Origin of the sequence: Peribacillus sedimenti, from assembly GCF_046237635.1 — a bacterium.
Taxonomy (GTDB): Bacteria; Bacillota; Bacilli; order Bacillales; family DSM-1321; genus Peribacillus; species Peribacillus sedimenti.
In genome coordinates this window covers 4,160,421-4,172,500 of record NZ_CP143547.1, presented here as the reverse complement: position 1 = coordinate 4,172,500, position 12,080 = coordinate 4,160,421, and the positions used below count along the sequence as shown (strand labels likewise).

Annotated in this window: 15 protein-coding genes and 1 rRNA gene; 10 read left to right on the top strand and 6 right to left on the bottom strand. The window is 42.6% G+C overall.

Translation table 11 applies throughout. The features are described 5' to 3' along the window. The first annotated feature begins 115 nt into the window (after nucleotides 1-115). The 3 genes from rrf (at nucleotide 116) to V1500_RS20455 (ending at nucleotide 1,908) form a co-directional block, all read left to right on the top strand. Nucleotides 116-232, top strand: a 5S ribosomal RNA gene (rrf, locus tag V1500_RS20465). A 324-nt stretch (nucleotides 233-556) separates the two neighbouring features. Then, nucleotides 557-1,399 carry an EcsC family protein gene (locus V1500_RS20460; RefSeq protein WP_409302164.1) on the top strand — a complete coding sequence of 281 codons (843 nt, stop codon included), beginning with the start codon at nucleotides 557-559 and terminating at the stop codon, nucleotides 1,397-1,399. Continuing rightward, nucleotides 1,396-1,908: a molybdenum cofactor biosynthesis protein B gene (locus tag V1500_RS20455; RefSeq protein ID WP_409302162.1), complete on the top strand. Its 513-nt coding sequence runs from the start codon at nucleotides 1,396-1,398 to the stop codon at nucleotides 1,906-1,908. Before V1500_RS20460 ends, V1500_RS20455 begins: the two co-directional genes overlap by 4 nt. A gap of 59 nt (nucleotides 1,909-1,967) precedes the next feature. On the opposite strand, the gene V1500_RS20450 is transcribed toward V1500_RS20455, so the two are convergent. Then, the gene (locus V1500_RS20450; RefSeq protein ID WP_409302160.1) at nucleotides 1,968-2,282 is read right to left on the bottom strand and encodes a hypothetical protein; all 315 of its coding nucleotides are present in this window, start codon (nucleotides 2,280-2,282) and stop codon (nucleotides 1,968-1,970) included. 183 nt (nucleotides 2,283-2,465) lie between these two features. Here V1500_RS20450 and V1500_RS20445 point away from each other — a divergent pair, with 183 nt between their 5' ends. Together V1500_RS20445 and argH are read left to right on the top strand one after the other, a co-directional pair. After that, nucleotides 2,466-3,671: an argininosuccinate synthase gene (locus V1500_RS20445; RefSeq protein WP_409302159.1), complete on the top strand. Its 1,206-nt coding sequence runs from the start codon at nucleotides 2,466-2,468 to the stop codon at nucleotides 3,669-3,671. Then, the gene (gene argH / locus V1500_RS20440) at nucleotides 3,668-5,068 is read left to right on the top strand and encodes an argininosuccinate lyase (RefSeq protein ID WP_409302157.1); all 1,401 of its coding nucleotides are present in this window, start codon (nucleotides 3,668-3,670) and stop codon (nucleotides 5,066-5,068) included. Before V1500_RS20445 ends, argH begins: the two co-directional genes overlap by 4 nt. 24 nt (nucleotides 5,069-5,092) lie before the next feature. Here argH and V1500_RS20435 read toward each other — a convergent pair whose 3' ends face one another. Further along, nucleotides 5,093-5,536, bottom strand: a complete 444-nt coding sequence (locus V1500_RS20435; RefSeq protein ID WP_409302155.1) for a universal stress protein — start codon at nucleotides 5,534-5,536, stop codon at nucleotides 5,093-5,095. 110 nt (nucleotides 5,537-5,646) lie between these two features. Between V1500_RS20435 and V1500_RS20430 the strand changes: the two genes are divergently transcribed. Continuing rightward, nucleotides 5,647-5,802 carry a hypothetical protein gene (locus tag V1500_RS20430; protein WP_409302153.1) on the top strand — a complete coding sequence of 52 codons (156 nt, stop codon included), beginning with the start codon at nucleotides 5,647-5,649 and terminating at the stop codon, nucleotides 5,800-5,802. Between the two features lie 90 nt (nucleotides 5,803-5,892). Here the strand turns inward: V1500_RS20430 and V1500_RS20425 are convergent, their stop codons facing one another. Then, nucleotides 5,893-6,990, bottom strand: a complete 1,098-nt coding sequence (locus V1500_RS20425) for a M24 family metallopeptidase (RefSeq protein WP_409302152.1) — start codon at nucleotides 6,988-6,990, stop codon at nucleotides 5,893-5,895. Between the two features lie 164 nt (nucleotides 6,991-7,154). On the opposite strand from V1500_RS20425, the gene V1500_RS20420 reads away from it, so the two are divergent. The 3 genes from V1500_RS20420 (at nucleotide 7,155) to V1500_RS20410 (ending at nucleotide 9,699) form a co-directional block, all read left to right on the top strand. Then, a complete protein-coding gene (locus tag V1500_RS20420) occupies nucleotides 7,155-7,838 on the top strand; it encodes a metal-dependent hydrolase (protein ID WP_409302150.1) in 684 nt (227 codons plus the stop codon). Nucleotides 7,839-8,072: 234 nt separating this feature from the next. Next, nucleotides 8,073-8,312 carry a hypothetical protein gene (locus tag V1500_RS20415; RefSeq protein ID WP_409302148.1) on the top strand — a complete coding sequence of 80 codons (240 nt, stop codon included), beginning with the start codon at nucleotides 8,073-8,075 and terminating at the stop codon, nucleotides 8,310-8,312. A gap of 67 nt (nucleotides 8,313-8,379) precedes the next feature. Continuing rightward, a complete protein-coding gene (locus V1500_RS20410; protein ID WP_409302146.1) occupies nucleotides 8,380-9,699 on the top strand; it encodes a DRTGG domain-containing protein in 1,320 nt (439 codons plus the stop codon). Nucleotides 9,700-9,745: 46 nt separating this feature from the next. Here the strand turns inward: V1500_RS20410 and V1500_RS20405 are convergent, their stop codons facing one another. Continuing rightward, a complete protein-coding gene (locus V1500_RS20405; protein ID WP_409302145.1) occupies nucleotides 9,746-10,054 on the bottom strand; it encodes a YtpI family protein in 309 nt (102 codons plus the stop codon). A gap of 132 nt (nucleotides 10,055-10,186) precedes the next feature. On the opposite strand from V1500_RS20405, the gene V1500_RS20400 reads away from it, so the two are divergent. Next, on the top strand, nucleotides 10,187-11,122 hold the full coding sequence (locus tag V1500_RS20400) for a DHH family phosphoesterase (RefSeq protein ID WP_409302143.1): 936 nt from the start codon (nucleotides 10,187-10,189) through the stop codon (nucleotides 11,120-11,122). A gap of 37 nt (nucleotides 11,123-11,159) precedes the next feature. Here V1500_RS20400 and ytrI read toward each other — a convergent pair whose 3' ends face one another. Both ytrI and V1500_RS20390 read right to left on the bottom strand, forming a co-directional pair. Then, nucleotides 11,160-11,660, bottom strand: coding sequence for a sporulation membrane protein YtrI (gene ytrI, locus V1500_RS20395; RefSeq protein WP_409302141.1), 501 nt, complete (start codon nucleotides 11,658-11,660; stop codon nucleotides 11,160-11,162). Further along, nucleotides 11,657-11,998: a YtrH family sporulation protein gene (locus tag V1500_RS20390; protein ID WP_409306057.1), complete on the bottom strand. Its 342-nt coding sequence runs from the start codon at nucleotides 11,996-11,998 to the stop codon at nucleotides 11,657-11,659. Before V1500_RS20390 ends, ytrI begins: the two co-directional genes overlap by 4 nt. Between the last annotated feature and the right edge of the window lie 82 nt (nucleotides 11,999-12,080).

Below are 12,080 nucleotides of genomic sequence, written 5' to 3'. Positions count from 1 at the left end.
CAGAAGAAGCGAAACAGCCGTACGGTTTGGCTTTCGCAGCTAGACACAATCATGTTTTGATACGCAAAAACCTTACCTGTTATCTAGTTTTGAAGGAACAACGTTCCTTTATATGTTTGGTGACGATGGCGAAGAGGTCACACCCGTTCCCATTCCGAACACGGAAGTTAAGCTCTTCAGCGCCGATGGTAGTTGGGGGATCTCCCCCTGTGAGAGTAGGACGTCGCCAAGCAATGATAAGCCAGCCGAAAGGCTGGTTTTTTGCATTTTAAAATACTGTAACAACGGGACATACCCTATAGTGAGACTCTGTTCACAGACAGCGAGGAGGAAAAGTCATTACTCATTTAAAAATAATATGCATGATTTTTAGATTGTGACTGAATATGAAAGTTAAGAGAATGGATGTATAATCCCTCTAAAAATCCTTCCTATTTCCTTCGACCACTTCGTCTGCCCCTAAAAAGTCTGTATGCCCAATAAAGAGCAGTGGTTGTATCACTATGGTATACTACCTATAAACTATTATTCTGTGGCTGTACGGGAGGAAGAATAAATGGTCTTAACAGAGCGAGAATCACAGGTGTTAGGTGAAATAAAAAAGTGGGAAGCAAAATTAAATTCGTACGAGTCTACGGATTTTACGGCGTTATATGATAAATGGCTGGAACAAGCATTTTCATTGATTCCTGAGGAAAACCAAAGATTATTTTTTTCAAAATTAGATAATTCCTTATTCCATATGCAGGCATTGATACAAGGTTCGCAATACCAGGTGGATGCCCGTACCGGAATCATAAACACTGCTCGTGTATTTCATTCCGATATTAGTTCCATAGCCGATTTGAGAATATTAACGATTGACCAGTTGAATTATCTAACAGACCAGCATATAGCAAAGCATAGGCTGTATTCCTTAATTCAGGGGGGAGCCAGTGGTTTTGGCGGAATATTTCTAACAGGTCTTGATCTATCCGCAATCGCGGTTATTAACGTTCGAGTGGTTCAACTGATTGCCATGTGTTATGGATTTGAAGTAAACACACCTTTTGAAATGATGATGGCTTTAAAAGTATTTCACATCGGCATGATGCCAAAGAGGATGCAAGGGGCTGCATGGAATGAGTTGATAAATGAAACTGAGAAATCAAGCAACGAGTATTTTTACGAAGGGAAAGAGGAACTGACCAATCTTTCCTGGCTCGAACAGCCGTTTAAACAAATCCTGAAGGCGGCAGCCATATCCTCATTTCGTAAAAAAACCATCCAAGGAATGCCTGTAATCAGTATGGCAATTGGAGCAGCGGCTAACTACAATCTGACCAGAAGTGTGAGTGAAGTTGCAAAAAGATATTATCAATACCGTTACTTATTGAATAAAAGTGAGGAACTGGAATGAGCCATGTAGAGCATAAGAAAGCGGCACCATTACAAGTCAGGTGTAAAATCATCACAGTGAGCGATTCGAGAAATAAAGAAACAGATAAAAGCGGAAAGCTGATGCATGACCTGCTGAAGCAGCAGGGGCATGTTATCTCAGATTATGCCATTGTTAAAGATGACAGGGAAGAAATCCAAAATGAAATCATCCTTGGGTGTGAAAATCCTGATATTGATATCATTCTTACAAATGGAGGAACTGGTATAGCGAAACGCGATACTACGATTGAAGCTGTAAAAGCAATGCTCGACAAAGAAATTCCAGGATTTGGAGAGCTGTTTCGAATGCTGAGTTATCAGGATGACATAGGTCCAGCTGCGATGCTCTCCCGGGCAATTGCCGGCGTGGTGAAGAATAAAGCAATTTTTTCGACACCAGGATCAACTGCTGCGGTGCGGCTGGCTATGGAAAAACTTATATTGCCTGAAATGGGGCATGTTGTTCGAGAAATGACAAAAGATTTATGATATTGAACCAGTAAATGGCAAACATATTAGGTCCGGACATGACATGTCTGGGCCTTTGTTCATATATGCAGTTTGTAGCTGATATTCTGGTTTATTCGATACCAAAGCCATAATTCATTTATAATTGAAGCCAATTCTGCTATTTCGGTATTTATTGTGCACGAAACAGAAAAATCTTCTTCATCATTTAACCTTTCCTGCTTTTCATTAATATTCCGCTCCAGCTCCTTGATTCTGTCTGGTATTGTCCCGCGTATTTTTTCCCATCGGACGAGTATTTCCTGCTGTGAATCAGCATCTAGATTCTCCCAATCCAGGTCTGCCTTCGGTATATCGATTCCAATACGCCCATTAAAGATAAATAATTCTTTCATACTATCTCCTTATTTACATAATGAATTATAGCCTTTGTTAACAAGAATAATATCAGAATTTTTTCATTATAGTGTAAAATAAACACTTGCAAATTATTAAAAATACTGATAAAGTGTAGTACAGATGATGAATAAAAATAATACAAGTTGTATATTTATACATGTTCGAGAGGAGTAAACAGTGTGGATAAACAGAAAATTGTTTTAGCTTACTCAGGCGGTCTTGATACTTCAGTAGCGATTAAATGGCTTCAAGAACAGGGACTGGATGTAGTAGCCTGCTGCCTTGATGTGGGGGAAGGCAAGGATTTAGATTTTGTTAAGAATAAAGCACTCAAAGTTGGGGCTGTTAAATCTTATGTGATAGATGCTAAAGAAGAATTTGCCAATGAATTTGCTCTCGCAGCTCTTCAGGCACACACTTTGTATGAAGGAAAGTATCCGCTGGTTTCGGCGTTATCACGCCCGCTAATTGCAAAGAAGTTGGTTGAGATTGCTGAAATGGAAAATGCGGTGGCGGTAGCACATGGATGTACAGGGAAAGGGAATGACCAGGTAAGATTTGAGGTTTCTATACAGGCATTAAACCCAAATCTGAAGGTTATTGCACCAGTCCGTGAATGGAAATGGTCCAGGGAAGAGGAAATCAAGTATGCCCAGGACAACGGGATTCCTATTCCAGTAGACCTAGATAGTCCGTTTTCGATAGATCAGAATTTATGGGGACGTTCAAACGAGTGCGGAATCTTGGAGGATCCATGGGCTGCTCCGCCAGAAGAAGCCTATGAGCTTACCAGCAGCCTGGAGAACACACCCGATGTTGCGGATGTTATCGAAATCGGGTTTGAAAATGGAGTGCCGGTAACCTTAAATAATGTATCCTACAGCCTCGCTAATCTTATTCTTGAGTTAAATCAATTGGCTGGCAAACATGGAATTGGACGCATAGACCATGTCGAGAACAGATTGGTAGGGATTAAGTCACGTGAAGTGTATGAATGCCCGGGAGCAATCACATTAATTAAGGCTCATAAGGAGCTGGAGGATATTACCTTAGTAAAAGAGGTTGCACACTTCAAGCCAGTTATTGAAAAAAAGTTGACCGAATTGATTTATGAAGGCCTATGGTTTTCTCCGCTAAAGGATGCATTGATGGCATTTCTTAAACAGACCCAGCAAACAGTGACTGGTACTGTTCGTGTAAAACTGTTCAAGGGGCATGCAATCATAGAAGGAAGAAAATCCGAGTATTCTTTATACGATGAGAAATTGGCTACTTATACATCGGATGACGAATTCGATCATAGTGCTGCTGTAGGTTTCATTTCTTTATGGGGACTTCCGACAAAGGTAAGCAGCATTGTCAATCAAAAGAAGGTGACCGTGTGAGCAAATTATGGGGAGGGAGATTCACCAAAACTGCCGAAGAATGGGTAGATGAATTTGGTGCTTCGATCTCCTTTGACAAGGAACTTGTCATGGAGGATATAGAAGGAAGCCTGGCACATGTGAAAATGCTCGAACATTGCGGGATTTTAAGAAAAGAAGAGACAGATCAGATAGTCGGCGGCCTTCAGGCACTTAAGGAAAAAGCGAAAAAAGAACAACTTCTTTTTTCTGTGGAGATGGAAGATATCCACCTGAATCTGGAAAGCTTGCTTATCCAGGAAATTGGTCCAGTTGGAGGAAAGCTCCATACCGGCCGCAGCCGGAACGATCAGGTTGCAACCGACATGCATCTTTATTTAAGATCGCAAATCAAGGAAGTGCAGAATCAAATCATCAATCTTCAAAAGGCTATCCTGAGCCAGGCTGAAGATAATATCACTACTTTGATTCCCGGCTATACCCATTTACAACGGGCCCAGCCGATTTCTTTTGCCCATCATATGATGGCTTACTTCTGGATGCTGGAAAGAGACCGTCAAAGATTTTCAGAAAGCATGAAAAGAGTCAATGTCTCTCCACTAGGCGCAGGAGCGCTTGCCGGAACAACTTTCCCTATTGACAGGGAATATAGCGCCGGGCTTCTCGGGTTTGAAGCTATTTATGAAAACAGTCTTGACGCTGTAAGTGACCGCGATTTTATTATCGAATTCTTAAGCAATAGTTCTACTCTTATGATGCATCTGTCCCGTTTAGCAGAGGAAATCATCCTTTGGTCCAGCCACGAGTTTCACTATATAGAATTGGACGATGCCTTCTCCACAGGAAGCAGCATCATGCCTCAAAAGAAGAATCCTGATATGGCCGAACTTATTCGTGGCAAAACCGGTCGTGTATACGGAAACCTAATGGGATTGCTCACCGTCCTGAAAGGGTTGCCCCTGGCTTATAACAAGGATATGCAAGAGGATAAAGAAGGAATGTTTGATACAGTGAGAACCGTGTCAGGTTCCTTGAAAATCTTTGAAGGCATGATTAAGACCATGACTGTAAAGAAGGATGTCATGGAGAAAACAGTTCAGTCGGATTTCTCGAATGCTACGGAACTTGCAGACTATCTTGCAGCAAAGGGAATGCCATTCAGAGAGGCGCATGAAGTTGTTGGGAAGCTTGTCCTATCCTGTGTTAAGCAGCAATGTTACCTTGCTGATTTAAGCATGGACCAGTTTAAGGCAGCGTCTGAGCTGTTTGAAGAGGATATATTTAATGCACTCAGCCCTTATGAAGCTGTAAGACGAAGGAACAGTGCAGGAGGAACTGGATTTGACGCTGTCCAGCTTGCGATCCAGAAGGCAAAGAGAATTGTTGAGGAATATCAACAAGAGCCCGCTCACCTATAAGGGAGCGGGTTATTTATGTTACATCTATTTTTCTGAACGAACGACTAACACATCACAAGGCGCATGCCGGGTAATATGTTCAGTTACACTTCCCATTAAAAACCTTTCAACCGCATTTAATCCGGTTGCTCCACATACGATCAAATCCACCTCATGTTTTTTGGCCAGTTGTCTTGGTATTCTAACCTTTGGTGATCCCTTGTCGACATCGGTAATAAGATTTTCGATTCCGGCAGCAGCCGCTTCCTCTTTAAATTTGTCCATTAATTCGTAGGCATAGCTGTCATTGAGACCGGCAGCTGTTAACTCATAGGCTTCCATTGCAACAAAATGGCCTGTGTCTATTACATGGGCGACAACGATTTCTGCATTATTCCTTTTTGCGATTTCAAGGGCCTTCCTGAACGCTCTGTCTGCTTCTTCGGAACCGTCGACTGCAACTAAAATTTTCTTGTATGTCAGTGTCATTTTAACCGCCTCCCTTTGCCATAATTATACAACGTCGTTTAATGCTTTTTCCGTCATACTTGTAGCAAATTAGTGAAAACTAGAGTAAGCCAATAAGGGAGGGACTAAAAATGAACGAGCCAAATAAGCCAAGGAAATTTACTTTTGATGAGAATGGCCTGCATGAAACTGTAAACCAGATATCTGATTCGTACATCAGCGGTTATATGCAGGATGCGGATACAGGAGCCTCAGACCCAGGCTCGATGGAAACATTAGAAGGATAAAATTCTGCTCGGGGTTAAGAAGATTTTGTTCAGATGATAAAGCAACAGGAGCCTTTTTCAATAGTAAAAAGCCCTGTTGCTTTATATCCTTTATTTAATAATCTGCAAGGTTTTCGGATACTTGGTCAGAAGTTCATACCCATGTTGTGTAATTAATACATCGTCTTCTATACGAACACCGGCTACATCAGGCATATAAATTCCAGGTTCAATGGTATAAACCATTCCAGGCTGCAAAGCGAGTGCGGTATTTTCCGTCAGTGAAGGATACTCATGAATGCTTATGCCAAGTCCATGCCCGAGCCTGTGGGGGAAATAATCCCCATAGCCGCGTTCTGTTATAACATTCCTGGCGATCAAATCCAGTTCAGAACATAACGCACCAGGTTTACTTGCTTCCACTGCGGCTAATTGGGCATTTAACACCGTTTCGTATATTTCTTTTTGTTTATCGTTTATGTCACCGAACGCAACGGTTCTAGTTATATCGGAACAATATCCCTGATAAACGACACCCAAATCAAAAAGCACTAGATCTCCCTTTTGTATCCTAGTCTGTCCTGGCGTACCATGTGGAGAGGCGCCGTTTTTTCCCGTAAGCACCATAGTAGAGAAGGACATTTGGTTAATTCCGGATTTTTTCATCTCATACTCTATCGCAGCAAGAATTTCCAACTCTGTTTTGCCTTCGCGTATTTCGCTGACTCCCGCCTCGATTGCAAGGTCGGCTAGGCGGCAGGCTTCTCTCAGTTTAGCGATTTCATCCTCCGATTTAAGCATTCTCATTTGGCGCAGCTTTTGTTCAGCCGCCACAAATGTAGGATCCTGAAAGATATCATTTACCTTTTCATATCTTTCTACATTCATATGTTCCTTTTCAATCGCCAGCTTATTTACGGTGACCGAGCGGCGGGAAACGGCCGCTTTTATAAGGGTCCAGGGATCCTGTACATCTGTATATCCGATAATTTCAGCGTTCCATCCTGCATTTCTTGCGTCTTCCGCATCCAATTGAGGACAAAACAAGAATGGTTCCGCATGAGGGAAAACCATTAGAGCTAGGACCCTTTCATGGGGGTTACTGTGAAATCCAGTGAAATAAAACACATTCTCAGGAGCTGTCACCATGGCTGCATCAATGTTATTTTCGTCCAGCCAGTCAGTTAAAGCAATTATTCTTTCATTCATTCTCTTCACTCCTCAAGAAGATATGTACATATAATCTGAACATACCAGTAACAAAATCGGTTGTAAACTCTTTGTTAGGAAAAACAGGTTCAAGTATTTGCTTTTTTGGAAAAGATGCTGGCATGATATAGAAGACAAGGAAAGTTTTCGAAAGGAGATAACAAATGAAAGTATCTTATCATGGACATTCAGTTATAATCATCGAAACTGGAGGCAAGACCATCTTGTTTGACCCGTTCATAACTGGGAACGGCCTTACAGATTTAAAAGTGGAAGATGTGAAACCGGATGTAATAATCCTGACTCATGGACACGGAGATCACCTTGGTGACACAGTTGAGCTTGCTAAGCAGCATGGATCCCTTGTAATAGGTACTGCGGAGCTTGCTGCATATTTGGGCTTCCAGGGTGTGGATAATGTGCACGCAATGCATATCGGAGGCTCGTATGAGTTTGATTTCGGGAAAGTAAAATTGACACCGGCTTTCCATGGTAGCGGGTTTGTTACGAATGACCAACAGATTATTTATTTGGGTATGCCTGCAGGTGTGTTATTCACTGCGGAGGGCAAGACTGTCTACCATGCAGGAGACACCGCGCTATTTTCTGACATGAAATTGATTGGCGAAAGGCACCCGATCGATTTGGCATTCCTGCCTATTGGCGACAATTTCACGATGGGACCGGAAGATGCAGCAACAGCCGCAGAGTTTTTACAGGCAAAGCAGGTTGTTCCAATGCATTATAATACGTTCCCGCCGATCAAACAGGATCCTGAACAATTTGTACGAATGCTAAAAGACGGCATTGGAAAAATACTTCAACCTGGGCAATCCGTGGAACTATAAGAAAAGATGCGTGATGTGCAAAAGCCAGAAGCAAACCTGCTTCTGGCTTTTATATTTTGGGCTTACCTATATTGGCACAATATCCTTTTATCTGGCACACTGCATGATTGTTCTGACGTGAAAAAAAGCGGGACAACCTGGCACTGCGAATCGGAAGTCTTTTTATCATTAGCATTGCATACAATATAGCGAGAAAATCAAGACCAAATTCACCAGGGGGTTAGGAGAGAGATCATGAAACAAAGATTGCTGCTATGTCTGCTTTTAATAGGGGTTATGCTTTATTATGCCATACCCAGGCTGACCCTGGAGAGCGGAGATATTCAAAGTGTGTTTGCAGGCATGTGGCTGTTCTTGGCGATATTTGCCGCAGCAGGCAACCTTAGTGGAATTTTATATTCTCCGTGGAAGCAAAAGGCGAAAAAAACTGGGGGAAGCAAACAAGTTCGCAAAAGAATGCATTATTATCACTAGGTTCGTTGTATAGACGATTCATTCACCTTATAATGAAGGAAAAGGACACGTGAAGGGTGAAGAGAGTTTGGCGACTAAACACGAACAAATACTAAAATATATAGATGACCTGCCCGTAGGAGAAAAAATTTCGGTCCGTCAAATCGCGAAGGCATTGACAGTTAGCGAAGGTACAGCATATCGTGCAATCAAGGATGCAGAGAATAAAGGCTATGTTTCTACCATTGAACGGGTAGGGACAATAAGAATCGAACGAAAGAAGAAAGAGAACATAGAGAAGCTTACCTTTGCTGAAGTGGTGAATATTGTTGAAGGACAAGTTCTAGGCGGAAGAACAGGCCTACATAAAACATTAAATAAATTCGTGATTGGCGCCATGCAACTTGATGCCATGATGCGCTATACCGGCCCCGGGAATTTACTGATTGTTGGAAACCGAATACAGGCGCATGAACTGGCCCTAAGAGCGGGTGCTGCAGTTCTGATAACAGGCGGTTTTGACACCGGCGACAATGTAAAAAAGCTGGCCGATGAGCTGCAGATGCCTGTCATATCAACCAGCTATGACACTTTTACAGTTGCAACCATGATAAACCGTGCTATATATGATCAACTGATAAAAAAGGAAATCCTTTTAGTTGAGGATATTTTGACACCGATTCAGAATACAACCTTTTTAAGTACTGGAGACACTGTGTCTGAATGGATGGATTATAACAGAGAAACGAAACACAGCCGCTTTCCGGTGGTAGACCATAAAATGAAAATCCAGGGGATTGTCACCTCGAAGGATGTTTTGGGGCAGTCTGGAGACACTTCAATCGAAAAAATCATGACGAAAAACCCGATGACAGTCGGAATAAAAACTAGTGTGGCTTCATCAGCGCATATGATGGTCTGGGAAGGGATCGAGCTTCTTCCAGTGGTGAATGATGCCCATATTCTCCAGGGAATTATAAGCAGGCAGGATGTCTTAAAGGCGATGCAAATGAGCCAGAGACAGCCGCAGGTTGGTGAAACAATCGATGATATAATTGCCGGACAGCTAAGTTTGAGCGGGAACCGTTCGAAAGGGGAAGAAGTCTATCAATGTGAAGTGTCCCCGCAAATGACGAACTATCTTGGTACCATATCCGCCGGGGTATTCACCACACTCGTTATCGAATCGGCAAACAGGGCCCTGAGGAGCTATAAACGGGGAGACCTGGTAGTGGAGAATACGACCATTTATTTTATTAAACCTGTACAGATTGACAGTACTCTCGAAATTGTCCCGCGGGTGCTTGAAGTTGGCCGAAAATTTGGGAAGGTAGATGTGGAAGTGTACAATCAGGGGAAATTGGCCGGTAAAGCAATGCTGACATGCCAGCTGCTTGATCGAAGTTAAGAAAGCTTCCGTTCAATAATAAAAGATGGCCGTCTGTTGGCCATCCTTAAGCTTGAGTCTCAGCGTGTTCAGCTTCCTTAATCGCATGCGGCAAATAGAATTTATACATCTTAAAGCCATTCCAAATGCTTAGCCCGCCAAATACAATAAAGATAGCGGATACTAAATAGGTAGTAGTTGTTTGATATAGGAAAAGCTGGTTGATTCCAAATAGGGCGACGAAGAGTCCCAGGGCTATCGAGGATTTGCCGGATAGCCATTTTCTCTCCATTGGCATCCTTGTGCGGTAATAGCGGACTTTGTAGAAAATATAAAACATTAACGAAATGATAATGAGTGTAGCGAATAGTAACATAATGTTTCCTCCATTTGCGCCGTCTACATTTTATTGTAACGGGTGAGGCAGAAACGTCAACCCCTCTGCTTTCCATTCTTTTCTTTTTCTGTTTTAATTAACATATATGTCCACGCTCTGAAGGAGGCAATTATGAAGGAACAGATCTTAAGGGAAATCGAGGACCATGAAAAGATCATCATTCACAGGCATGTAAGGCCGGATCCGGATGCTTATGGTTCTCAAGGCGGGCTTGCCGAAATTTTGAGGGCATCCTATCCCGAAAAGCAGATTTATACTGTAGGGAATGAAGAAAAATCCCTTCATTACTTAAAGAGGCTTGATGTTATACCAGATGATACATATGAAGATGCCCTGGTTATTATTTGTGATACCGCAAATGAAGCACGTATCGATGATGGCCGATATAGATTAGGAGCAAAGCTGATTAAAATCGACCATCATCCGAATGAAGATGCCTATGGAGACCTGATTTGGGTCGATACGCAGGCGAGTTCAACAAGCGAGATGATCTATGAATTCTATCAATCTGGGAAAGAGAAAGGTCTGAGGCTGAATGACGCAGCCGCCCGGCTTCTTTTTGCAGGGATTGTCGGTGATACGGGCCGTTTCCTGTATGCCAGTTCGACCGAAAAAACTTTCAAGATTGCCGGCGAACTGATTCATTACAATTTTTCCCGGACAGACTTATTCAACGACATGTATGACGTAAACGAGAATGTGGTCCGCCTGAATGGATATGTTCTCGAACATTTTGAAATACTGGACCACGGTGTTGCCAAAATGGTGATAACCAAGGAGATCATAGAAAAATTCAATACAACTCCAGCCGAAGCTTCGCTTCTTGTAAGTGCTCTCGGAGCGGTAAAGGGAGTCAAAGCGTGGGTATTCTTCATCGAGGAAGATAGAGAAATAAGAGTCCGCCTGCGTTCCAAGGGGCCAGTCATCAACGGGGTGGCAAAGAAGTATAATGGCGGGGGACATCCTCTGGCAGCAGGGGCATCCATTTATTCCTGGGCAGATGCGGAAAATGTATTAGCAGACCTGCAAGAGGTATGCAGACAATAACAAAGAGCGCGAGCTGCCGGAAGGCACTTGCGCTTTTTTATAAACGGACCAGTCTTACCTGGATCGATAAATCAGTGTAAAATAAAATTTCTGTAACTTTTAATTGGTACCGTTTTTTGTTAATTTCAAGAATCTTATTTTCAATCGACTTTTTCAGGAGTGACTTTCCTTTATAAACCGTTTCTACGTCTTTTGTAATCAATACAGCCAAATCGTCTCGAATGGCATCTTCTGCCTGGGCAATACTCAAGTGGTCCAGGTTATTTATCTTATCGTTAATGATGGAAATATGGATGTCCTGAATGGTTAATTGCTCTTTGTTTTCCTCGTTTAACTTTTCATTATCCTCCTCCCAGATACTGATTTCCTTTTTTAGCTGGTCAATTACGTCCTGCTGCTCATCAATTTTCTCAAAATGCCTGTCCTGCTGCTCCCCAAACATGTATAGGAACATCAGCCAGCTCACGAGGGCCCCAATCGCTGCACCAGCAAAAAAACGCTGCCATCCGGGGTCGCGGTAATACGGAGGAACCCTCATTGCGATAAATGCTCCTGGGTGAGCCAGCTTATCAGCATAGCCCCTGTTTGTGCCCCTCCGAGTGCCGATAAAATAAATAGTACCTGTTTTAAAACAACCTTGGTTTCACCGTGAAAGATTCCCCGTTCAAAAGTGTATACGGCATCAAAGGTGCCGCCAATTGCAGCAACGATTGCCCAGATCCTTAGACTGTCAGAAAGCCGGAAAATGGTCGTCAACGGCGCCTGTCCAGTTAGAAATGACCCAAGACCGCCAATCAATGACCCACCCAGCAATACTCCCAGTGCGATGAAGTAACTGTTCAAAAATGCAGGAAAGAATGCTTCCTTCAATATCATCATCCCTTAAGTTGCAATTAGTATCTCTATTATCATGTGTATGGATAATTCATTCCGGTTATGATTACCATCTGAAAAACAC